This window comes from Halopseudomonas sp., from assembly GCF_047631575.1.
In the GTDB taxonomy this organism is placed as follows: domain Bacteria; phylum Pseudomonadota; class Gammaproteobacteria; order Pseudomonadales; family Pseudomonadaceae; genus Halopseudomonas.
In genome coordinates, this window is sequence record NZ_JBLIAB010000002.1 from 397,247 (window position 1) to 420,133 (window position 22,887).

The window sequence follows — 22,887 nt, forward strand, 5'->3', positions numbered from 1 at the left end:
AAAAGCCGCAGTTTAAATAAACTGCGGCTTTTTTGTCAGAAGCGCTCTATATCCGCGCGTTCTTTCAGGCTTTCCTGTAACGCGGTGAAATCCTGCTCCCCTGTCTGCCCAGAAATATAGCGCTGGTAGAGATCACTCTGCGCGGCAGCTTCAAGCGATTGAGGCGTTGCCACACCGCGTAATTCAACAACCCACTGACTGCCGTCGGGCTGACGAACATGGCCATATACAGGCTTGTCGTCTGTTGGTCTGGGCATGGCAAAGACCTCTCTCAATAACGTCTGTGGCATCTCGTTATTGGACCGACTTATTGCTTCATGTCGCTCCCATGACTTTCCCAGTTCTTCAGCTAGCTGGGCAGGCTCTGTACGGCCTTCCCGAAGGGCAGAGACCCTCTCGCTTGCCTGCTCACGGGCCTGATCAACTGCCTTCTGAAACTGCAGGGTATCCGCTATGTCGAGCGATACTTCCTCCAGAGGGCGCTGCTGGGCACGCATGTGTTGCTTCACTCTAACGACCACGGAGGTATCCGCGTCGAGTTCCAGCAGCTGGCTATTAAGACCATCCTTTAGCACATCTTCTTCAAAGGCAGCGGCCATTACCCGGGTATTGGAGGTCAACCCCTCAACACCCTGACGCCCGATGGGCCCGATTGTCTCAACTTCCAGACCCAACGCCCGAGCGGGTTCTTCAAGGTCCGGCGACTCGTAGGCCAGGTTTGCCAATTCGCGGGAAGCCTCCACATACTGACGCTCAACCTGTTCAGTCTTCAGGTCCTGAACCAGACTTTCACGCATGGACTCCAAGCTCGGCAGCTCAGGCGCCGTCACGTCAGTCAATTTAATCAGATGGTAACCAAAACTGGTAAGTACCGGCTTCGATACCTCCCCGTCTTGCAGTGCAAACAGGGCTTCATCAAAGGCGGGATCGAAGCTGCCACGTACCGAATAACCCAGATCACCACCCATTCCGGCAGTTCCAAGGTCATCGGAGACTTCTTCGGCCAACTGAGCGAACTCCTCGCCCTGTGCAAGACGCGCAGCGATCGCTTCTGCTTCCTTCTGTGCTTGCTCCTCACTCACCTCGCCAGACACTTCAATAAGGATGTGCGAAGCGCGACGCTGCTCGGTCAAATTACCTATCTCGCGTTCATACAGAGATTGCAAGGCGAGCTCGTCGATTTGGACCTGATAAAAGAAGGTATCGCGCGACAAGGTAAGCGCTTCCAGTACAACCTGTTCTTCGGTCATGAACTGTTCGGCATTGGCACTATAGTAGGTTTCGATCTCTTCGTCGGTGACGGTCGTTTCGTCACGCTGGATGAACAATTCGATCGCCGCAAAATCGCGGGTTTGTTCTTCCAATCGAGCCAATTGCAAACGCTCACCGGGTGTTGCGAATGCAGTCGCTTCAAACCCGTTGCGTAGCTGGGCCAACAACAACTCCTGGCGAACCAGATCACGGAAAGCCAGACGCGAACCCAGGCCCATGTTACGGATAACGATGTCAAAACGATTGGCGTCAAACTGACCGTCTACTTGAAAATCAGGTGTGGCGAGCATAAGTTGATCAATCATGATTTCGGAGATGCGCAGATCAAAATCCCGGGCGCCTTCAACCAGCACCGCGCGCTCAATCAATCCGTCGAGTACCGATTTGCGCAGGAGGGCATCATCTATAAGGTTCGGGTCAAAACTATCGTTAAGTTGCTGGAGTTGCTCGACCAGTTGGCGACGTTGCAGCGCAACAGCCTGTTCCAGCTCAATCTTGCTAATAAGCGTGCCGTTCACTTCTGCAGCGGTTTGCTCGTTGCTCGAAAAACGGCTGATGGATTCCCAACCGGTCAAAGCGAAAATCAGCACAATGACACCTACGATCACCTTAGCGACCCAACTTTGTGCATTGTCCCTCATTTGTTGCAGCATCTTGCCCCCGAAACCCTAGTCATTGCAGCCGCTCTGCGGCGCTGCATGGTCCGTCGATCATCGACCGCCGGCCTCTTATTCTGTCTTAAACAAAAAAGGCGCATCAGGTGTGATGCGCCTTTCTGGAAACTGACCGAACCACATTAAGTGCTAGCTAGCCACAACAGCTTTGATGGCTACGTCTAGCTATGGTTCGAAGTAGATACTAGGGTTTGCACCCCAACAAACACAATCAGTTACTGGACGCGCTTAGTTAACTGCGTCCTTCAATGCCTTACCAGCTTTAAAACCCGGGATCTTGGCGGCGCTGATCTCAATCGGCTTACCAGTCTGTGGGTTTCGACCGGTACGGGCTGCACGATCCTTCACGGCGAAAGTACCAAAACCAACCAGCACAACCGAATCACCAGCCTTCAGGGCATCAGTGATGGACTCAATGACGGCGTCAAGAGCACGGCCGGCAGCAGCTTTAGGAATATCGGCGGAAGCAGCAATGGCATCAATCAATTCTGACTTGTTCACTCTAAGTCCCCTTATTAATTTTTAAATGAGTTATTGGTCGTTATGTAAGCTTGTGGTCTTAGCAAAGCTGTGGCCAGTCAGCATACCCGCAAAGGTCGAAGCACGCTTTATAGCAAGCGGTCAAAAACCGTGTCAAGGAATGCCTGTGGTATCACCGGTCCGCTCGCGAACAGATTACCCTGTTGGATACCTGTTCGGAAGCGGACCGCTGCTACCTCAGTGAGTACTGATACGCTTCTTCGTATCGGTAGCCTGATTGTCATCCTTTGCAACCATCTCTTCAACCCCTTCTTGCAAGGGCTCCGGCATGTATTGCAGCGCAATCTGCAGCACTTCGTCAATCCATTTTACCGGCTTTATCTCAATATCTTGTTTGATGTTGTCCGGGATCTCCTTGAGATCGCGGATATTATCGTAAGGAATGATCACCGTCTTGATACCGCCGCGGTGAGCGGCGAGCAGCTTTTCCTTCAAGCCGCCGATCGGTAGAACCTGGCCGCGCAAGGTAATTTCGCCGGTCATCGCGACATCTGCACGCACGGGAATACGGGTCAATGCCGAGACCAAAGCGGTACACATGCCCACGCCTGCACTGGGTCCATCCTTGGGTGTAGCGCCTTCGGGGACGTGGATGTGGATATCATTTTTCTCATGGAAGTCAGCACTCAAACCCAGGCTGCTGGCTCGACTACGCACCACGGTCAGGGCCGCACTGATCGACTCCTGCATGACGTCACCCAGTGAGCCCGTCTTGATCTGACGGCCCTTACCCGGCACTACAGCGGCTTCGAGGCTGAGTAGTTCGCCACCCACCTGGGTCCACGCCAAGCCGGTGACTTGCCCGATTTGATCCGATTCTTCGGCCAGACCGTACTTGAACTTGTGCACACCAAGCAACTCTTCCAGCAATTCCCCATCAACCAGCACAGTGTTCATACTTTTGCTGCCAACCTGGGTCCTGACAACCTTTCGGCACAGCTTGGCAATCTGCCTTTCCAGGCCCCGAACACCGGCTTCGCGGGTGTAATACCGCACAATGTCGCGCAGTGACTCGCGCGTGAAGGTCAACTCACCTTTTTTCAGACCGTTGTTCTTGATCTGCTTGGCAACCAGATAACGCTCAGCAATGTTGATCTTCTCGTCTTCGGTGTAGCCCGGGATACGGATCACCTCCATGCGATCAAGCAATGCAGCGGGAATATTCATTGAGTTAGCGGTACAGATAAACATCACATCCGAAAGATCATAATCCACTTCCAGATAGTGATCGTTGAAGTTGTGATTCTGTTCGGGATCAAGCACTTCCAACAACGCTGACGAGGGATCGCCACGCATGTCAGTACCCATCTTGTCGATCTCGTCCAGAAGGAACAGCGGATTCTTCACACCAGCCTTGGACATCTTCTGAATCACTTTGCCCGGCAAGGATCCGATGTAGGTACGCCTGTGACCGCGGATTTCGGCTTCATCACGCACTCCGCCCAGGGCCATACGCACAAACTTGCGATTGGTCGCACGCGCCAGGGATTCGCCCAGCGACGTCTTACCCACACCAGGAGGGCCTACCAGACAGAGCACAGGGCCTTTGAGCTTACGAACACGCTTCTGTACTGCCAGGTACTCGAGAATCCGCTCCTTGACCTCGTCAAGGCCGTAATGATCGGCATCCAGGACACCTTCGGCACGTTCGGGGTCGTAACGTACCTTGCTGGCCGTCTTCCACGGCACATTGCTTAACCATTCAATGTAGGAGCGGACCACGCTCGCCTCTGCGGACATCGGCGACATCATTTTAAGCTTGTTCAGCTCAGCCGTAGCCTTTGCATGTGCCTCTTTGCTCATACCGGCGGCTTCGACCTTGGCTTTGAGCTCATCCAGCTCGTTATTACCGTCCTCGCCGCTACCCATCTCTTTCTGGATCGCTTTCATCTGCTCGTTCAGATAGTACTCGCGCTGGCTGCGCTCCATCTGCTTCTTGACCCGACCACGAATGCGCTTCTCAACCTGCAACAGATCGATTTCATTATCGAGCACACCCAGAACGTGCTCTACCCGATCACGCAGGGGAAGAATTTCAAGGATTTCCTGTTTCTGATCGAGCTTGAGCGTGAGATGTGCGGCCATGGTGTCCACCAGGCGACCCGCATCCTCAATACTTGAGAGCGAAGACAGTACTTCGGCCGGCACTTTTTTACCCAGCTGCACGAACTGTTCGAACTGACTCATCAGGCTGCGAATCAGGACTTCTGCTTCGCGCTCGTCGAGCAGACTTTCTTCCAGAAGCACTGCGCGGGCCATCTGGTAGGTGCCTAATTCATCAATCTGTTCGATACGCGCGCGCTGTTCACCTTCAACCAGGACCTTGACGGTGCCGTCAGGTAACTTCAACAACTGCAGAATAGTTGCGACTATGCCCAAGCTGTAGACCCCGTCCTGGCCCGGGTCGTCTTCACTCGGGTCGCGCTGCGCGACCAGCAGGATCTGCTTGTCACCGGCCATTGCCGCTTCCAGAGCCTCGATGGATTTATCGCGTCCCACAAACAGCGGGATCACCATGTGGGGATAAACCACTACGTCACGCAATGGCAGAAGCGGATATTCGCTAGGTGTCGTCATGAATGAGACTCGCTCGCTGGGGGGCGCAAATTGACCGCACCCGTAATAAATGTGTCCATGGTTTCAAAGATGGGGGCACCGAGCGTAAAAAACAAGCCGCAGAACATACTGCAATACAAGAGATCGTCTAGCCAAAAGGTTCAGACAAAAAAACGCCCAGCGTCCTATCGGGCGCCGGGCGTCTGTTGCCACCCGTATTACTCTTCAGGCATGGCCTTTGGCGGGTTTTCGCTGGAGTCATAGATCAGCAATGGCTTGGCATCGCCACTGATCACATTCTCGTCGATCACTACCTTACTCACGTGCTCTGCAGAAGGAATATCATACATGGTATCCAACAGCACATTCTCAAGGATCGACCGCAAACCACGTGCACCGGTCTTGCGTTCCAGAGCGCGGCCGGCAATGGCCTTGAGCGCTTCGGTACGAAACTCGAGATCGACACCTTCCATCTCGAACAAGCGCGAATACTGCTTGGTGAGGGCGTTTTTCGGCTCGGTGAGGATCTGAATAAGCGCCGCTTCATCCAGCTCGTCCAGTGTTGCGATGACCGGTAGACGGCCTACGAACTCAGGAATCAGACCAAAACGTACCAGGTCTTCCGGCTCGACACCCTTGAGTGTCTGACCCACTTTCTTGCCGACGTCCTGACTGCGAACTTTGGCGCTGAAACCGATACCACTTTTCTCGGAGCGGTCACGAATAACCTTTTCCAGACCCGAAAACGCACCACCGCAGATAAACAGAATATTACGCGTATCAACCTGCAGAAACTCCTGCTGAGGGTGCTTGCGCCCACCCTGAGGCGGAACCGAGGCCACGGTTCCCTCAATTAGCTTGAGTAGTGCCTGCTGGACGCCCTCGCCCGATACATCGCGAGTAATAGAAGGGTTATCAGACTTGCGTGAAATTTTGTCGATTTCGTCAATGTAGACAATTCCCATCTGGGCCTTTTCGACATCGTAATCACATTTCTGCAGCAACTTCTGAATGATGTTTTCAACATCCTCACCCACATAGCCGGCTTCCGTCAGCGTAGTGGCATCGGCGATGGTGAAAGGAACGTTGAGCAATCGCGCCAGCGTCTCCGCCAGTAGCGTCTTGCCCGAGCCAGTGGGCCCTATCATCAGAATGTTGCTTTTGCCCAGTTCGACGTCGTCTTTGCCTTCGCGCTGATTAAGCCGCTTGTAATGGTTGTACACCGCGACGGACAACACTTTTTTAGCGCGTTCCTGGCCGATCACGTACTGATCGAGAATGCCACAAATTTCCCGCGGAGAAGGCAGCTTGGCGCCACTGCTCTCAGCTTGGCTCTCCTGTACTTCCTCACGGATGATGTCATTGCACAAATCCACGCATTCATCACAGATGAATACGGAGGGGCCGGCAATCAGCTTGCGCACTTCATGCTGGCTTTTGCCGCAGAAGGAGCAATACAGCAGCTTGCCGTTGTCGTCACCCTTCCCAGTAATATCGGTCATCTAAAACCCCTGCTAACGTTCTATCTTGTCCACATAGATGGGGGCAATACCCCCACTTTGCAAGTGCGACACTCTCAATGCATACCCGCGCTTCACCCGGGAAGGCTGGACAAAGAGACATACGACGCCACTTCGGACCCAGAATCCGGCATCGTTATTCGGCGTTGTCCCGGCTCTCCATGACCTTGTCGATCAAGCCATAGGCAACCGCTTCTTCTCCGCTCATGAAACGGTCGCGATCAGTATCACGCTCGATCACTTCCAGAGTCTGACCCGTGTGGTGCGCCAGGATATTATTCAGTTTGTCGCGTATCTTGAGGATTTCTTTGGCATGGATTTCGAAGTCAGACGCCTGACCCTGAAATCCACCCAGTGGCTGGTGAATCATCATGCGCGAGTTTGGCAGTGAAAAACGCTTGCCCGGTTCACCACCAGCTAGCAAAAACGCACCCATGCTGGCAGCTTGGCCGATGCACAAGGTACTGACGTTTGGCTTGATGAACTGCATGGTGTCGTAAATCGCCATACCAGCTGTTACTGATCCGCCGGGCGAATTGATATACAGGTGAATATCCTTGTCCGGATTCTCCGACTCAAGAAAAAGCAGCTGCGCTACGACCAGGTTGGCCATGTAGTCCTCGACCTGGCCCACCAGAAATATGACCCGCTCTTTAAGGAGACGAGAATAAATGTCATAGGAGCGCTCGCCCCGAGCTGACTGCTCGACAACCATGGGCACCAGACCGCCCGCTGACTGAATTTCCGGTGGAAACTGATTGAAGCTATTATGAGTCATGGATTGATGTCACTCCGATTGAACCTGTCGCGAAAAAACGAAAGCCAGCCCTAAGGCTGGCTCACGCATTGCTTAAGTTGTTGACGAGCTTACTCGTCGGCACCGGCCTCAGCTTCGTCAGCTTGAAGGTCCTTGGCTGACTGGGCAGGCTTAACGGCATCTTCGTAGGGGACCTGCTTGGTGGTCACCTGAGCCTTCTGTAAAACAGTATCCACCACTTGCTCTTCGAGCACAACCGACTGAATCTCTGCCAATTGTTGCTCATTCTGGTAGTACCAGTTCACAACTTGCTCAGGCTCCTGGTAAGCAGAGGCCAGCTCTTCGACCATAGCGCGTACCCGATCGTTGTCAGGCTTGATGTCGTTCTGCTTAACCACATCAGCTACAACCAGACCCAAACTGACACGACGCTTGGCCTGCTCTTCAAAAAGCTCAGCCGGTAGCTGCTCGGGCTTGATGTTGGCGCCACCGAACTGCTGAACGGCCTGCTCACGCAGACGGTCAATCTCGGTACTGACCAGCGCCTTTGGCACGTCAATGCTATTGGTGGCGAGCAATCCGTCCATGACCTGAGTCTTGACCTTAGTCTTGATCGCCTGGCGCAACTCGCGCTCCATGTTCTTGCGCACTTCAGAGCGGAATGCCTCGATACCGCCCTCTTCCACACCGAACTTTGCGAAAAACTCATCATCGAGTTCAGGCAAAGCTGGAGCTGAAACAGAGTGGACTATAACGTCGAATTCGGCAGGCTTGCCGGCCAGCTCCAGATTCTGATAATCCTCTGGGAAGGTGACTTTAAGTGTTACAGAATCACCTGCCTTGGCGCCTACCAAGCCGTTTTCAAAACCGGGAATCATGCGGCCGGAGCCAAGCACTATTTCAGTGTTGCTAGCAGTACCGCCTTGGAAGGGCTCGTCGTCAACCTTGCCAACAAAGTCGACTTTCAACTGATCGCCGTTTTCTGCAGCGCGCTCGGCCAATACAAACTGAGTGTTCTGCTTGCGCAGAATATCGAGCATGTTTTCTAGATCCTCGTCACGCACTTCCGACTCTATTCGCTCGACCTTGATCTCAGCGAAATCGCCCAAGATGATTTCCGGATATACTTCAAAAGTAGCGACATATTCGAAGTCTTTGCCCTCATCTAGCTCCTTTGGCTCAACGCTAGGGGCGCCGGCTGGATTGAGCTTTTCCTGCATGATGGCTTCGTAGAAGGAGGATTGAATAACTTCACCCATCACTTCCTGACGGGCCGAGCCGCCAAAACGCTTACGAATAACGCTCATCGGCACTTTGCCAGGACGAAACCCATCGACTTTTGCGCGACTAGCTGTCTGTTGCAGGCGCTTGTTGACCTCGGATTCAATACGGTCAGCCGGAATGCCGACAGTCATGCGGCGCTCAAGGCCGGAGGTGGTTTCAACCGAAACTTGCATGGAGAGTCCTCGTTGAACGAATAGATTGATTGGTGATTTCGTAAAAGCCGAACAGTCTAATCGCTAACGCAATGGAAGTCATCATCAGACGCAATGAGCCACGGCTGGCAAGGAAGAAACAGAGAGGCATTTCTAGAATCGAAAAGCAAAGATCCAATAGATGGTGCGGACGGGGAGACTCGAACTCCCACACCTTGCGGCGCCAGAACCTAAATCTGGTGTGTCTACCAATTCCACCACGTCCGCAAAACAGGGGCTTCAAACAACAACGCCAGGCCGGAGCCTAGCGCTTTAAAATGGGGTGGACGATGGGTTTCGAACCCACGACAACAGGAGTCACAATCCTGTGCTCTACCAACTGAGCTACGCCCACCATAACTGCCGACTAATCGCTTCACCATACAGGACACATTGCGATGGTGCACCCGGCAGGACTCGAACCTGCGACCATCCGCTTAGAAGGCGGATGCTCTATCCAACTGAGCTACGGGCGCCTTACGCACCTTCAGTCTATCTAGGCTACCTAGAGTATCCTGAAATGCCCGCGATGACAGCTTTGGACTGTAAAAGCGGTGGAGCCTGGTCGCCTTCCAAACCGGTCATGCGGTGTTTGTGAAGCGGGGCGAATAATACTCAGCCACCTTCTCCACGTCAACGTCTGTGCTGCACTTTTTATAATTATTTGAGGGAGTTGCGAATGCTGAAGCTGATAAACCGTTGATCGTGCTCTTCAGTCTTTTGCCAACCGCCCTGCCGTGCGACAATTGACTCCTTCTCAAGTGTGTACCAGGAAAGCAATGAACGCCAAACTCATCGACGGCAAACAGATTGCCGCCAATATCCGTCAGGAGATCGCCACCAAGGTGGCTGGACGAATGGAACGGGGTCTGCGCGCACCCGGCCTGGCCGTCATCCTGGTCGGCCAGGATCCGGCCTCGCAAGTGTACGTTAGCCATAAGCGCAAGGATTGTGTTGAGGTGGGGTTCGTCTCGCGCTCCCATGATCTTCCGGCAGAGGCATCCCAGGCCGAACTACTGGCACTGGTTGATAGTCTGAACAACGACCCCGAGATCGATGGCATCCTGGTGCAGCTTCCGCTACCCAAGCATCTGGATGCATCACAATTACTTGAGCGTATCCGCCCAGACAAGGATGTGGATGGTTTTCACCCCTTCAACATCGGGCGACTGGCCCAACGTATGCCCATGCTGAGACCCTGCACTCCCTTCGGGGTGATACGCTTGCTGCAAAGCACAGGAATCGATTTATATGGCCTCAATGCCGTTGTTGTTGGCGCGTCCAATATAGTGGGTCGGCCAATGGCCCTGGAGCTGTTGCTTGCAGGCTGCACGACGACTGTGGCACACCGTTTCACCAAGGATCTGGCCGAACATGTTGGCCGTGCCGACTTGTTGGTTGTTGCGGTCGGCAAGCCAGGCATCGTCCGTGGAGATTGGGTCAAACCAGGCGCCATAGTGATTGATGTCGGCATTAATCGTACCGACGACGGACGCCTCACTGGCGATGTGGAATTCGAAAGCGCAGCAGCGCGTGCAAGCTGGATTACGCCTGTGCCGGGCGGTGTCGGGCCAATGACCCGCGCCTGTCTGCTCGAAAACACCCTACACGCGGCCGAGCACCTACATCCCTAGCTCAATGCTTAAAAAGTCTGGCCAGGCCCCTCGCCCGGCCAGAGATTTACAGACTGACAGTGCTGCCGCCGTCGATCGGTAAGCTGACACCATTGATAAAGGCTGCCGCTGGCGAAGCCAGAAAACCCACCGCGTTGGCAAACTCCTCCGGCTTACCGAATCGCCTTACCGGCACTGTCGCTCGCATAGCCTGAGACACCTCCTCTGTTGATTTGCCAGCGTTATGCGCCATATGGCCAATCAAGCTGTCCAGACGCGCCGTTTGCGTCAAACCCGGTAGAACATTGTTTACCGTAATGCCATCACTGGCCAGCTCTCCCGCCAGTGTCTTGGCCCAGTTGGCCATCGCTGCTCGAATGCTGTTGGATACACCCAGATTGGGGATAGGCGTTTTGACAGACGTGGAGAGCACATTGAGAATGCGACCGTAACCGGCGCTACGCATGCCTGGCAACAACAATTGAAGCAGCGCTTGCGCGCCCACCAAGTGTTGGTTGAATGCGGCCGCGTAAGCCTCCGGATTGGCCAGATGCGCGGGCCCGGGCGCCGGGCCACCCGTATTATTCACCCAGATATGCAATGGCCCTTTTACCAGCTCGGCCCCCACCGCCGCCGAAAGTGCCTCGGTATCTGCAGCGTCCACAGCAATGAAGCTGTGATTCTGCTGCTGCCCGGTGGCCAGACTCTGGCAAACACGCTCGAGCTTGTCCGCCGATCGTGCCAGCACCACCACTTCGGCTCCCTGTTCAGCCAGCTGCCGGGCACAGGCTTCGCCCAGCCCCTGGCTAGCGCCACAGACAAGCGCTCGCTTGCCACTCAGGTCAAGATTCATATGCTGTCCTCTCAGAATGATAAGTCAGGAAAGACTATCGCCCGGCACCCGGACCCAGCCTTCCATCAAAACACGCGCGCTGCGGCTCATTACGGCTTTTTTGACCTTCCATTGCCCATTCTCTTGCCTTGCTTCAGCGCCAACGCGCAGGGTGCCGGAGGGATGACCAAAAACCACCGCGGTACGATCACCCCCACCCGCAGCCAGGTTCACCAGTGTGCCTGGGATGGCTGCCGCTGTGCCAATGGCCACCGCTGCCGTACCCATCATCGCATGGTGCATCTTACCCATAGACAATGCCCGCACCAGCAGATCAACGTCTTGCGCACGCACCTGCTTACCACTGGAAGACACATAGTCCTCCGGCCCAGCAACGAAGGCCACCTTGGGCGTATGCTGCCGGTTGACCGCTTCGTCGACATGCTTGATCAAGCCCATGCGCACCGCGCCATGGGCGCGAATGGTCTCGAACATCATCAGTGCCTCGGGATTACCGTTGACCACATCCTGCAGTTCCGTACCGTCATAACCGATAGCATTTGCGTTGATGAAAATGGTCGGTATGCCAGCATCGATCATAGTCGCCTGGAGCACACCCACTCCAGGCACCTCAAGTTCGTCCACCAGATTGCCGGTGGGAAACATCGAACCACCCTCGCCTTCCTCGTCTGCGGCCGGATCCATGAACTCGATTTGCACTTCTGCCGCCGGAAACGTCACGCCATCAAGTTCAAAGTCACCGGTTTCCTGCACTTCGTCGTTAGTCATCGGCACATGGGCAATGATCGTCTTGCCAATATTAGCTTGCCAGATGCGGATCACGGCGACTCCATCCCGCGGCACGCGCTCGGAGTCGACCAGACCGTTACTGATCGCAAAGGCGCCCACCGCTGCTGACAGATTGCCGCAGTTTCCACTCCAGTCGACAAAGGCCTTGTCAATCGACACCTGACCAAACAGGTAATCGACATCGTGCGCTGGTCGAGTACTGCGCGACACAATGACCGTCTTGCTGGTACTGGACGTTGCACCGCCCATACCATCAGTCTGCTTGCCGTAAGGGTCGGGACTCCCGATCACGCGCAACAAAAAGGTGTCTCGTGCCTTGCCAGGCTCCTGTGCTACCGCAGGTAGATCTTCCAGGCGAAAAAATACGCCCTTGCTCGTACCTCCACGCATGTACGTGGCGGGAACCCTGATCTGGGGTGCATGCGTCATTGCCAAACTCCTGAATAATTCATTTAGACCAGCGCTCTCAAAGAGCGCCTTCCGCTTCTAGGAAGTCCTGGGCAAACCGCTGCAGCACACCGCCTGCATCAAAAATAGATACCTCTTCCTGGGTATCCAGACGGCAGGTCACTGGCACATCAACGCGCTCGCCGTTCTTGCGGTGGATCACCAGAATCATGGTGCTGCGCGGCGTGATGTCCCCGGTAACATCAAATGTCTCGGTACCATCGATCGACAACGAGTTGCGCGTCGTGCCTGCCTCAAATTCCAACGGCAGCACACCCATGCCCAGCAGGTTGGTCCGATGAATGCGCTCGAAACCCTCCGCGGCAATAGCCTCGACACCGGCCAGACGCACACCCTTGGCCGCCCAGTCGCGGGACGAGCCCTGGCCGTAATCGGCACCAGCGATGATGATCAGCGGCTGCTTGCGCTCCATGTAAGTCTCGATTGCTTCCCACATTCGGGTCACAGTGCCCTCAGGCTCGATACGTGCCAACGAGCCCTGCTTGACCTTGCCGTTCTCCTGAACCATCTCGTTCAACAGCTTGGGGTTAGCAAAAGTCGCACGCTGAGCGGTTAAATGATCGCCGCGGTGGGTGGCGTAGGAATTGAAATCGACCTCCGGCAGGCCCATCTTGTGTAAATAAGCGCCCGCGGCGCTGTCGAGCATAATGGCGTTGGAGGGCGACAGGTGGTCGGTAGTGATGTTGTCCCCCAACACCGCCAGCGGCCGCATACCTTTAAGTGAACGCTCACCCGCCAGGGCCCCCTCCCAATATGGCGGGCGACGAATATAAGTGCTTTCAGGACGCCACTCGTAGAGCGGATTGACGTTCTGCGCTTCACGGGTAATATCGAACATCGGAATATAGACTTCGCGATACTGCTCCGGCTTAACGCTCTGCTTGACGATCGCGTCAATCTCTTCATCCGCCGGCCAGATATCCTTTAGCGTGACGTCGTTGCCATCCTTGTCGATACCCAGAACATCCTTTTCGATGTCAAAACGGATGGTGCCTGCAATCGCGTAAGCAACAACCAGAGGCGGCGACGCCAGGAAGGCCTGCTTGGCGAAGGGATGAATACGACCGTCGAAGTTGCGGTTGCCCGACAGAACGGCGGTGGCGTAAAGGTCACGGTCAACCACTTCCTTTTGAATAACCGGATCCAACGCCCCACTCATGCCGTTACAGGTAGTACAGGCAAAGGCTACAACGCCAAAACCCAGTTGCTCCAGTTCACCCAGCAAGTCAGCCTCTTCCAGGTACATTTTTACTGTCTTCGAGCCCGGTGCGAGGGAGGTTTTCACCCAGGGCTTGCGCAGCAGACCTAGCCGATTCGCATTGCGTGCGATCAAACCCGCGGCAATCATATTGCGAGGATTGCTAGTATTGGTGCAGCTGGTGATCGAGGCGATAATCACTGCGCCATCGGGCATCTTACCCGCTTCGTTTTCGACCACACCACTGATACCCCGCGAGGCCAGCTCGGAGGTAGGCAGCAGCGCATGGGGATTGGATGGACCCGCCAGAGTACGGGCGACACTCGACAGATCAAAGGTGAGTACGCGTTCGTATTCAGCGTTTTCAAGACTGTCGGCCCACAGACCCGTATGCCGCGCATACTGCTCAACCAGTTTGACTTGGTCATCCTCGCGTCCGGTCAGCTTGAGATAATCGATGGTCTGTTCGTCTATATAGAACATCGCGGCAGTAGCGCCATACTCGGGCGTCATATTCGAGATAGTCGCGCGGTCGCCGATAGTCAGTCTGGTGGCACCCTCACCATAAAATTCCAGGTAAGCACCGACCACGCGCTCCTTGCGCAGAAACGAAGTCAAAGCCAAGACCAAATCTGTACTGGTGATACCCGGGTTGAGTTTACCAGTCAGTTCCACACCGATGATGTCGGGCAGACGCATCCAGCTCGCGCGGCCCAGCATGACGCTTTCCGCCTCGAGCCCACCGACACCCACGGAGATAACGCCCAGGGCGTCAACCATCGGCGTATGGCTGTCGGTACCCACACAGGTATCCGGAAAGGCCACACCCTCAGCTACCTGAATCACAGGCGACATTTTTTCCAAATTGATCTGGTGCATGATGCCGTTACCGGGCGGGATAACATCAACGTTCTTGAACGCGGTCTTGGTCCAGTTGATAAAGTGGAAACGGTCATCATTGCGACGATCTTCGATGGCGCGGTTTTTCTCGAAGGCATCCTTTTCGAAACCGGCATGCTCCACGGCCAAGGAATGGTCGACGATCAACTGTGTGGGTACGACTGGATTGACCTTGGCCGGATCACCACCCTTTTCGGCAATAGCATCACGCAGACCCGCCAAATCGACCAACGCGGTCTGGCCGAGAATGTCGTGGCAGACTACACGGGCGGGAAACCAGGGGAAATCCAGATCACTGCGGCGCTCGATGAACTGTTTCAAGGACTCGGTCAGCATCGCCGGGTCGCAGCGGCGCACCAGATTTTCGGCGTGAATGCGCGAGGTATAGGGCAGCTTGTCATACGCGCCTGGCTGGATGGCATCGATCGCTTCGCGGGTATCGAAATAATCCAGTTGAGTGCCGGGTAACGACTTGCGGTATTGAGTATTCATGGCATCAGGACTCATCAGGTAATCTTTGTTTAAGACGCATGCAGATAGACGGCTTTACGCCTGCTTTGGGATGTTGCTGGTTGCACGGAACCATATGCGAAATTGGCGACCAGCTCACAACCTCAAAAATCGGTTTTTTAACGTTTCTCTATCGCCTCGACTACACGCGGCTCGACGCCAACGTAGTCGGCACTCGGACGAATAATACGGTTATCAGCGCGCTGCTCCATCACATGCGCAGCCCAGCCAGTCAGGCGGCTCATCACAAAGATGGGCGTGAACAGCTTGGTTGGGATACCCATGAAATGGTAAGCCGAGGCATGGAAGAAATCAGCATTGCAGAACAACTTCTTCTCGCGCCACATCACCTCTTCACACCGCACCGAAACCGGATAGAGCACAGTATCACCAACATCTTTTGCCAGCTTCTCGGACCACTGCTTGATGATCTCGTTGCGCGGATCGCTGGTAGCGTAGATCGCGTGACCAAAGCCCATGATTTTTTCCTTGCGCTCGAGCATACCGAGCATTTCCTGCTCCGCATTCTCGGCACTGGTAAAGCCCTCGATCATCTCCATGGCGGCTTCGTTGGCACCACCGTGCAGCGGACCACGCAGCGAACCAATTGCCGCTGTAACGCAGCTATGCATGTCCGAGAGGGTCGAGGCGCAGACGCGAGCGGTAAAAGTCGACGCATTGAATTCGTGCTCGGCGTACAGAATCAGCGACACATTCATGGTCTGTTCATGCAGGCTGTTAGGCTTTTCGCCGCGCAGCATATGCAGGAAGTGCGCGCCAACAGAGTCGTCATCGGTATTTTCATCGATGCGTACACCATCGTGGGTAAAGCGGTACCAATAACAGATGATAGACGGGAAGATCGCGAGAAGACGGTCGGTAGCATCCTGCTGCTGGTCGAAGTCGGCTTCCGTTTCCAGATTACCAAGCATGGAGCAACCGGTCCGCATCACATCCATGGGATGGGCATTCCCGGGAATACGTTCCAGTACTTCCTTTAACGCCTTGGGCAAGGTGCGCAGGCCTTTAAGCTTAAGCTTGTAAGCATCCAACTCAGCCTGGGTAGGCAGCTCACCCTTGAGAATAAGATGCGCGACCTCTTCAAACTGACAGTTTGCTGCCAGATCTTTTACATCATAGCCGCGATAAGTCAGACCAGAGCCTGTCTGTCCGACGGTGGACAGTGACGTCTTACCAGCGACCTGACCACGCAGACCCGCGCCACTCAATTTTTTTGCTTCAGCCATGCCGTTCTCCTTCTTGTTTGGTACCGGGCTTGCCGTGCAGCCGGTTCAGGATTTCTTCTGCGCAAAGAGCGCATCGAGTTTTTGCTCAAAAACGTGGTAATCGATACGATCGTAAAGCTCCATGCGAGTCTGCATGGTGTCGATGACATTTTTTTGCGTACCGTCGCGTCGGATTGCGGTGTAGACATTCTCTGCAGCCTTGTTCATGGCGCGGAAAGCCGACAGCGGATACAGCACTAATGACACATCAGCAGCAGCCAACTCGTCCGTCGTGAACAACGGCGTCGCGCCAAACTCGGTAATGTTGGCCAGAATCGGCGCATTCACTTTAGAAGCGAACAACTTGTACATCTCCAATTCAGTAATGGCTTCCGGAAACACCATATCGGCACCCGCTTCCACGCAGGCAGCCGCACGATCCAGCGCGGACTCAAGCCCCTCTACTGCTAGCGCATCGGTGCGCGCCATGATCACGAAGCTGTCGTCGGTCCTTGCATCTACAGCCGCCTTGATGCGATCAACCATTTCCTGCTGGGTGACAATTTCCTTGTTTGGACGATGACCACAACGCTTGGCACCCACCTGATCTTCTATATGAATAGCCGCAGCGCCGAACTTGATCATCGACTTCACTGTCCGTGCGACATTGAAAGCGCTAGAACCAAAACCGGTATCCACATCCACCAGCAGCGGCAGGTCGCAGACATCAGTGATACGACGAACATCGGTCAGCACGTCGTCCAGGCCGGTGATACCCAGATCAGGCAGACCCAAAGATCCCGCAGCAACGCCGCCGCCGGAAAGATAAATAGCCTTAAAACCAGCGCGCCTGGCAAGCAGTGCATGATTGGCATTAATTGCACCGACTACCTGTAATGGATGCTCACTGGCGACCGCATCGCGGAAACGTTGACCGGGTGTATTGGACATCAGACAGATTCTCCTGGGGAAGTAACAGCGCCGCTCTGCTCATGCATGCGGCGTTCAATGTTGCGGCGTGAGGCGCTGATGTGACGACGCATCAGCATTTCCGCGAGTTCTCCATCGCGATCGGCGATGGCTTCGATAATTCGATGGTGCTCGGCAAACGCCTGTTGCGGGCGATTTGGAGTGGTGGAATAGCGGTAGCGATACATCCGAACCAGATGATAGAGATCACCCAACAACATATCACTCAGCGCACGATTCTTGCTGCCGCGAATAATCACATAGTGAATATCCAGATCGCCTTCCTGCTGGTAATACGACTGGTTCGCCTGCAACCCACTGTGTTTTTCGTGCGTTGCCAGAACGTCTCGCAGGGTGGCAATCTCGCTCTCGGTCATATTCTGCGCAGCCAAACGGCAGGCCATCCCTTCGAGCGCTTCGCGCACATGATAGAGCTCAAGCAATTCTTCGTAACTGAGTGAAACTACGCGCACGCCGGCGTGAGGAATTCTGACCACCAAACGACGCCCTTCCAGGCGCCTGATGGCTTCACGCAGTGGGCCACGACTGATGCCGAAGGTATCTGAAAGATATTGCTCGCTGATCCGAGTGCCGGGTGGGATTTCGCCTTTCACGATAGCAGTCTGAATACGCTGAAAGGCACCATCCGATAATGTAAGTGTCGGTAACTCGGTTTCGAGTTGCGTCATAACAGCTACCTTGTAGACAATAGTCTGTTGATATCAGTTTATTTGGTGAATTTTGCGCCCTAAAAGATAGAATTGTCAACAATCTGTGCCTGCGGCAACCCGCACTGACAATACATTTATACCCGTTGCCGTTGGCGAGCGTAGATCACCGCCTCTACGACCCGGCGAAGGGTCATGCTAAGATGCCATTCGTCGGCCGCGCCCTGCGTATAATGAACGCGCCACGCCCTCATTCTGCCGCTGAGAACACTATGCAATCGATCAATACGCATTTGAAAATCCTGATCGCCATTCTGGTCAGTCTGGGTATCGCCATCACTGGCTACCAGATCTATGTCATGGAAATCCCCCTTACGGAAGATGAAACAGACGCTATCTGGAGTATGGATGCGAAACTGGAATTCGAAGCAGCAAGAGGGGTGCCGGTCAAAGCTCAGATGTTCATACCGCCGCTGGCACAGGATTACATCAGTCTCAATGAAAGCTTTATTTCCAATAACTACGGCGTAAGTATTAACCAGCAAAATGGCAATCGTCGGGTGACCTGGTCCTCACGACGCGCCAGCGGTACCCAGGCACTTTATTACCGTCTTGTGTTGACTCAGCGCTACAGCAGCGAGCCGCCACCGGCAGTCAGCCCACCCCTGCGCGACCCAATCCAGCTCGAAGGCGCAGAGCAGGTTGCCGTCAATGCACTGATCAGCCCTATTCGTCAGCACTCAGCAGACATCGAGACATTCATCAGCGAAGCAATCAGTCGCGTTAACGACATCACCGACGACAACGTCAAACTGCTGCTTGGTGGAGACACATCTCCCCTGGCGAAAGCACGTGTCATCGATGTTTTGCTTGCCCAGGCACGCATTCCGCTAGAGCTAGTACACACCGTGAGACTGGAGAATCTTCCTAACCAAGAGCCCGAGCTGTGGTTGCGCAGCTACAACGGTGAGCGCTGGCTATATTTCCACCCCGAGACCGGACAACAAGGCATCCCGGAAAACCGCCTGGTGTGGTGGACTGGTACCGAATCGCTGTTCGATATCGAGGGTGGTCGACGGGGCAATTTGACACTGACCGTTACCAACAGCGAAATGAACGCAATGCGCCTGGCTGAGATGACCTCCAACAGTGGCTCATCACAACTACTCGAATATTCCCTGTATGGCCTGCCCTTGCATGCCCAGCAGGTGTATCGCGTCATGATCATGATTCCGATCGGCGTACTGGTCATCCTTTTGCTACGCAACATTATTGGCATCCAGACCCTCGGCACCTTCACTCCAGTACTAATCTCTCTGGCGTTCCGTGAAACTCAAGTGGGTTGGGGCATTGTGCTTTTCACTCTGATTACCGCTCTGGGTCTTTCCCTACGCTCCTATCTCGAGCATTTAAAACTGCAAATGTTACCGCGTCTGTCGATCGTACTGACCTTCGTCGTCATCATCATTGCAATAATCAGTCTGTTCAGCCACAAGCTAGGACTTGAGCGAGCTCTGGCAGTGTCGCTGTTCCCGATGGTGATCCTGACCATGACGATCGAGCGCCTGTCGATCAATTGGGAAGAGCGCGGTGGCGGTCATTCCTTTAAGGTCGCTCTCGGCACACTGGTCGCAGCAACCCTTGCGCACCTGCTGATGTCCATTCAGGAGCTGGCGTACTTCTTCTTCACATTCCCCGCCACGCTGTTGATCCTGGTTGCGTTCATGCTCGCCATGGGCCGATACCGCGGTTACCGGTTGACCGAACTGATGCGCTTCAAAGCGCTGACGAAACAGGGCTGAGGAAAAAACATGTTCTTCTGGAATACCTGGAAAACACTGCAGGCCAATGGCGTGATGGGCATCAACAGGCGTAATGCCGATTACGTGCTCAAATATAATAAGCGCCATCTTTACCCGGTCGTCGATGACAAGATCCTGACCAAGGAGCGCGCCATCGCAGTGGGTATCAATGTGCCAAAAATGTATGGCGTTATCGAGACAGAAAAGGATATCGACCGCTTTGACGAAATCGTCAAAGGCTATCGTGACTTTGTCATCAAGCCCGCTCAGGGGGCTGGTGGTGACGGGATCATCGTGATCGCTGACCGTTTCGAAGGCATGTTCAAGACCGTCTCAGGCAAGATCATCAGTCGTGACGATATCGGTCATCATATTTCCAGCATTCTGTCAGGCCTGTATTCGCTTGGTGGCCATCGTGATCGCGTGCTGATCGAATATCGTGTAACACCCGATCCGCTTTTCAAAGGCATCAGCTACGAAGGAGTGCCCGACATACGGATCATTCTACTGATGGGTTACCCGGTCATGGGGATGCTCCGTCTGCCGACGCGGCAATCAGGCGGCAAGGCCAATCTGCACCAGGGGGCCATCGGTGTTGGCGTCGACCTGGCGACAGGCCTGACGCTCAAGGGAACCTGGCTGAACAACAAGATCAGCAAGCACCCGGACACCACTAACCCCGTCCACGACGTTCAGCTTCCCGATTGGGATGGCTTCATGAATCTGGCAGCGTCCTGTTACGAGCTATCAGGACTGGGCTATATCGGTGTCGACCTGGTGCTCGACGAAGAAAAGGGTCCGCTGATTCTGGAGCTCAACGCAAGGCCGGGTTTGAACATCCAGATCGCCAATGATGCGGGTTTGACGCATCGCTGCCATATGGTTGAACGGCATCTGGCGGCGCTGAAAAAAATCGGCCGCACCGAGATGGCCCTGGAACGCGTCGCCTATGCGCAACGACATTTCGGGCCACCTGCTTCAGTTGGATCAAAAACGAATAAGGAGCCTGGCGCACCGGCATGACAGTTCCGACACTAGGCTGTTATCAGCTGACGGAACTGCCATACCAGGCAGACCCGCTGCCGCGCCTGACCGCCTCACGCTCACTGGGTCACCCTGTGCTGCTTGATTCAGCAGCAGGACTAGAGCGTTTTGCCCGGTACAGCATATTGTCTGCCGGGCCGCTGCAGCTGATCTCTCCGCGCCCCGACGAGTCAGGCGCAGCCACACTCGCCCGCCTGCGCAACGCACTTCAAATCCTGGCTCCCGCCACCTGGCCTGACAAAATCCATCTACCTTTTGGCGCTGGGGCATTGGGTTTTGTGAGTTATGATTTTGGCCGATTACTGGAGAATCTAACGAGCCAGGCCACGGTCGATATCAGCCTGCCTGCATTGCAGATGGGTATCTACACCTGGAGTCTGATTAGCGATCACTCAGCCAAACGCTGCTGGCTTGTCTGTCATCCAACAGTCACGGAGAGTGAGCGCAAACAACTCGTCAAGCTGCTGGAAACCAGCACCAGCGCGCCAGACAGCTTCTGTCTGAACGCCCCCTTTCAGCCGGATCAAAGCAGAGAGGCCTATCAGTCTTCCTTCCAGAAGATCAAAGAATACATCAACGCCGGCGACTGCTATCAGATCAATCTGGCACAACGCTTTCAGGCCCGTTGCAGCGGCGATCCGCTTCAGGCATACCAACGCCTGCGCAAGGCATGCCCGGTTCCTTTTGCCGCTTATATCGAAGCACCCGGTTACGCCTTGCTGTGCCTCTCGCCAGAACGCTTCCTCAGCGTAACCGGGGATACAGTAGAAACGCGGCCGATCAAGGGCACACGGGCCCGAGGCGTCACAGCGGAGCAGGATGAAGCGCTGGCGCGGGAGCTGCAGGAGTGCCTCAAGGATCGAGCCGAAAACCTGATGATTGTCGACCTGCTGCGCAATGACCTTAGCCGAACCTGCGAATTGGGCAGTGTACGGGTACCTGAATTATTCAAACTGGAAAGCTACCCAAACGTACATCATCTAGTCAGTAGCGTCACCGGCACACTCGACAGCGACCACGACGCACTGGATCTGCTAGCCGCCTCCTTTCCCGGCGGATCAATTACCGGCGCGCCTAAAATTCGTGCCATGCAGATCATCGAGGAACTGGAACCGGTCAGGCGCAGCTTGTACTGCGGCAGCGTCGGCTATATAGGATGTGAGGGCCAGATGGACCTGAATATCGCCATCCGTAGTCTGATTCACCAGGATGACACCCTTTACTGTTGGGGTGGCGGTGGAATAGTCGCTGACTCCGAGGGCGAAGCTGAATACCAGGAAACCCTGACCAAGGTCAGAGTATTGCTAAAAGCCCTTGAATAAGTTGCCCGCCGAGGGCGAAGACACAGTGACTCCGAAGCAGCGCGCGCTACAGGGCTAATCGCCGACATCAATCAGCTTTGCCGCTTATAGAGTCAATGGGCGATTAGAGGCCGAAATAAACTCTTTCTTCAGTGCGTCGAAAGTATGCACAGCAGGGAACTGGGGGAACTCGGCGATCACGTTATCCGGTGCGTGAAAGAGAATGCCGGCATGGGCCTCGGACAGCATCGTCGTATCGTTATAGGAGTCACCAGCAGCTATTACTCGATAATACAAACTCTTGAATGCCAACACCGACTGTCGTTTTGGATCCTTCTGACGCAACTGGTAGTCCACGACGCGATTGCTTTCATCGGTAATCAAGCGATGACAGAGCAGTGTCGGGAACCCCAGCTGGCGCATCAAGGGTTGTGAGAACTCGTAGAACGTGTCTGACAGGATAACGACTTGAAATCGCTCGCGCAGCCAGTCTACGAATTCCGGAGCACCTTCAAGCGGCTTGAGCGTACCAATGACTTCCTGAATGTCACCCAGCTTGAGACCGTGCTCCTCGAGGATGCGCAAACGTTGTTTCATCAGTACGTCATAGTCGGGAATATCACGCGTGGTTGCGCGCAATTCGGCAATACCGGTTTTTTCAGCGAATGCAATCCAGATTTCCGGAACCAGTACACCTTCGAGGTCTAAGCAGGCGATTTCCACACATTACTCCATATCGGCACAGTAGGCAG

At 54.6% G+C, this 22,887-nt stretch carries 17 protein-coding genes and 3 tRNA genes; 4 read left to right on the plus strand and 16 right to left on the minus strand.

The window, feature by feature from the left end; all coding sequences use genetic code 11:
• Nucleotides 1–35 precede the first annotated feature (35 nt).
• The 9 genes from ACJAXR_RS05900 to ACJAXR_RS05940 all read right to left on the minus strand — a co-directional run bounded on the left by ACJAXR_RS05900 (nt 36) and on the right by ACJAXR_RS05940 (nt 9,270).
• Nucleotides 36–1,925 carry a SurA N-terminal domain-containing protein gene (locus ACJAXR_RS05900; RefSeq protein ID WP_415057322.1) on the minus strand — a complete coding sequence of 630 codons (1,890 nt, stop codon included), beginning with the start codon at nt 1,923–1,925 and terminating at the stop codon, nt 36–38.
• Between the two features lie 249 nt (nt 1,926–2,174).
• Nucleotides 2,175–2,447 carry a nucleoid-associated protein HU-beta gene (hupB, locus tag ACJAXR_RS05905; RefSeq protein WP_150279074.1) on the minus strand — a complete coding sequence of 91 codons (273 nt, stop codon included), beginning with the start codon at nt 2,445–2,447 and terminating at the stop codon, nt 2,175–2,177.
• A gap of 216 nt (nt 2,448–2,663) precedes the next feature.
• Complete coding sequence (gene lon / locus ACJAXR_RS05910; protein WP_415057323.1) at nt 2,664–5,063, minus strand: endopeptidase La; 2,400 nt, start codon at nt 5,061–5,063, stop codon at nt 2,664–2,666.
• Between the two features lie 197 nt (nt 5,064–5,260).
• Nucleotides 5,261–6,544, minus strand: coding sequence for an ATP-dependent Clp protease ATP-binding subunit ClpX (gene clpX / locus ACJAXR_RS05915; protein ID WP_415057324.1), 1,284 nt, complete (start codon nt 6,542–6,544; stop codon nt 5,261–5,263).
• Between the two features lie 154 nt (nt 6,545–6,698).
• Nucleotides 6,699–7,340 carry an ATP-dependent Clp endopeptidase proteolytic subunit ClpP gene (clpP, locus tag ACJAXR_RS05920; protein ID WP_415057325.1) on the minus strand — a complete coding sequence of 214 codons (642 nt, stop codon included), beginning with the start codon at nt 7,338–7,340 and terminating at the stop codon, nt 6,699–6,701.
• Nucleotides 7,341–7,429: 89 nt separating this feature from the next.
• A complete protein-coding gene (gene tig, locus ACJAXR_RS05925) occupies nt 7,430–8,776 on the minus strand; it encodes a trigger factor (protein ID WP_415057326.1) in 1,347 nt (448 codons plus the stop codon).
• A gap of 161 nt (nt 8,777–8,937) precedes the next feature.
• Nucleotides 8,938–9,022, minus strand: a tRNA-Leu gene (locus ACJAXR_RS05930).
• A 51-nt stretch (nt 9,023–9,073) separates the two neighbouring features.
• Nucleotides 9,074–9,149 (minus strand) — tRNA-His (locus ACJAXR_RS05935).
• Nucleotides 9,150–9,193: 44 nt separating this feature from the next.
• A tRNA-Arg gene (locus ACJAXR_RS05940) sits at nt 9,194–9,270 on the minus strand.
• Between the two features lie 303 nt (nt 9,271–9,573).
• Here ACJAXR_RS05940 and folD point away from each other — a divergent pair.
• Nucleotides 9,574–10,428, plus strand: a complete 855-nt coding sequence (gene folD, locus ACJAXR_RS05945) for a bifunctional methylenetetrahydrofolate dehydrogenase/methenyltetrahydrofolate cyclohydrolase FolD (RefSeq protein WP_415057327.1) — start codon at nt 9,574–9,576, stop codon at nt 10,426–10,428.
• Nucleotides 10,429–10,474: 46 nt separating this feature from the next.
• On the opposite strand, the gene ACJAXR_RS05950 is transcribed toward folD, so the two are convergent.
• The 6 genes from ACJAXR_RS05950 to ACJAXR_RS05975 form a co-directional block, all read right to left on the minus strand.
• The gene (locus tag ACJAXR_RS05950) at nt 10,475–11,260 is read right to left on the minus strand and encodes an SDR family oxidoreductase (RefSeq protein WP_415057328.1); all 786 of its coding nucleotides are present in this window, start codon (nt 11,258–11,260) and stop codon (nt 10,475–10,477) included.
• A 24-nt stretch (nt 11,261–11,284) separates the two neighbouring features.
• Nucleotides 11,285–12,478 carry a 2-methylaconitate cis-trans isomerase PrpF gene (gene prpF / locus ACJAXR_RS05955; protein ID WP_415057329.1) on the minus strand — a complete coding sequence of 398 codons (1,194 nt, stop codon included), beginning with the start codon at nt 12,476–12,478 and terminating at the stop codon, nt 11,285–11,287.
• Nucleotides 12,479–12,515: 37 nt separating this feature from the next.
• Nucleotides 12,516–15,107, minus strand: a complete 2,592-nt coding sequence (gene acnD, locus ACJAXR_RS05960; RefSeq protein WP_415057482.1) for a Fe/S-dependent 2-methylisocitrate dehydratase AcnD — start codon at nt 15,105–15,107, stop codon at nt 12,516–12,518.
• 137 nt (nt 15,108–15,244) lie between these two features.
• Nucleotides 15,245–16,372 (minus strand): 2-methylcitrate synthase, encoded by a 1,128-nt coding sequence (gene prpC, locus ACJAXR_RS05965; protein WP_415057330.1) that lies wholly within the window; start codon nt 16,370–16,372, stop codon nt 15,245–15,247.
• Nucleotides 16,373–16,417: 45 nt separating this feature from the next.
• Complete coding sequence (prpB, locus tag ACJAXR_RS05970) at nt 16,418–17,305, minus strand: methylisocitrate lyase (RefSeq protein WP_415057483.1); 888 nt, start codon at nt 17,303–17,305, stop codon at nt 16,418–16,420.
• The gene (locus ACJAXR_RS05975; RefSeq protein ID WP_415057331.1) at nt 17,302–18,009 is read right to left on the minus strand and encodes a GntR family transcriptional regulator; all 708 of its coding nucleotides are present in this window, start codon (nt 18,007–18,009) and stop codon (nt 17,302–17,304) included. Before ACJAXR_RS05975 ends, prpB begins: the two co-directional genes overlap by 4 nt.
• A 251-nt stretch (nt 18,010–18,260) precedes the next feature.
• On the opposite strand from ACJAXR_RS05975, the gene ACJAXR_RS05980 reads away from it, so the two are divergent.
• The 3 genes from ACJAXR_RS05980 to pabB are packed head-to-tail and all read left to right on the plus strand — an operon-like array spanning nt 18,261 to nt 22,156.
• Entirely contained in the window at nt 18,261–19,790 is a 1,530-nt protein-coding gene (locus tag ACJAXR_RS05980) for an inactive transglutaminase family protein (protein WP_415057332.1), read from the plus strand.
• Between the two features lie 9 nt (nt 19,791–19,799).
• Nucleotides 19,800–20,813, plus strand: a complete 1,014-nt coding sequence (locus tag ACJAXR_RS05985) for an alpha-L-glutamate ligase-like protein (RefSeq protein WP_415057333.1) — start codon at nt 19,800–19,802, stop codon at nt 20,811–20,813.
• Complete coding sequence (gene pabB / locus ACJAXR_RS05990; protein WP_415057334.1) at nt 20,810–22,156, plus strand: aminodeoxychorismate synthase component I; 1,347 nt, start codon at nt 20,810–20,812, stop codon at nt 22,154–22,156. Before ACJAXR_RS05985 ends, pabB begins: the two co-directional genes overlap by 4 nt.
• A gap of 84 nt (nt 22,157–22,240) precedes the next feature.
• Here pabB and thrH read toward each other — a convergent pair whose 3' ends face one another.
• Nucleotides 22,241–22,858: a bifunctional phosphoserine phosphatase/homoserine phosphotransferase ThrH gene (gene thrH / locus ACJAXR_RS05995; RefSeq protein ID WP_415057335.1), complete on the minus strand. Its 618-nt coding sequence runs from the start codon at nt 22,856–22,858 to the stop codon at nt 22,241–22,243.
• Nucleotides 22,859–22,887: the final 29 nt, after the last annotated feature.

Excerpts from the sequence above, each read along its gene's own strand:
- ACJAXR_RS05900 (WP_415057322.1), bottom strand. The coding sequence starts at position 1,925 with ATGCTGCAACAAATGAGGGACAATGCACAAAGTTGGGTCGCTAAGGTG.
- lon (WP_415057323.1), bottom strand. The coding sequence starts at position 5,063 with ATGACGACACCTAGCGAATATCCGCTTCTGCCATTGCGTGACGTAGTG.
- clpX (WP_415057324.1), bottom strand. The coding sequence starts at position 6,544 with ATGACCGATATTACTGGGAAGGGTGACGACAACGGCAAGCTGCTGTAT.
- clpP (WP_415057325.1), bottom strand. The coding sequence starts at position 7,340 with ATGACTCATAATAGCTTCAATCAGTTTCCACCGGAAATTCAGTCAGCG.
- tig (WP_415057326.1), bottom strand. The coding sequence starts at position 8,776 with ATGCAAGTTTCGGTTGAAACCACCTCCGGCCTTGAGCGCCGCATGACT.
- folD (WP_415057327.1), top strand. The coding sequence starts at position 9,574 with ATGAACGCCAAACTCATCGACGGCAAACAGATTGCCGCCAATATCCGT.
- ACJAXR_RS05950 (WP_415057328.1), bottom strand. The coding sequence starts at position 11,260 with ATGAATCTTGACCTGAGTGGCAAGCGAGCGCTTGTCTGTGGCGCTAGC.
- prpF (WP_415057329.1), bottom strand. The coding sequence starts at position 12,478 with ATGACGCATGCACCCCAGATCAGGGTTCCCGCCACGTACATGCGTGGA.
- acnD (WP_415057482.1), bottom strand. The coding sequence starts at position 15,107 with ATGAATACTCAATACCGCAAGTCGTTACCCGGCACTCAACTGGATTAT.
- prpC (WP_415057330.1), bottom strand. The coding sequence starts at position 16,372 with ATGGCTGAAGCAAAAAAATTGAGTGGCGCGGGTCTGCGTGGTCAGGTC.
- ACJAXR_RS05975 (WP_415057331.1), bottom strand. The coding sequence starts at position 18,009 with ATGACGCAACTCGAAACCGAGTTACCGACACTTACATTATCGGATGGT.
- ACJAXR_RS05980 (WP_415057332.1), top strand. The coding sequence starts at position 18,261 with ATGCAATCGATCAATACGCATTTGAAAATCCTGATCGCCATTCTGGTC.
- ACJAXR_RS05985 (WP_415057333.1), top strand. The coding sequence starts at position 19,800 with ATGTTCTTCTGGAATACCTGGAAAACACTGCAGGCCAATGGCGTGATG.
- pabB (WP_415057334.1), top strand. The coding sequence starts at position 20,810 with ATGACAGTTCCGACACTAGGCTGTTATCAGCTGACGGAACTGCCATAC.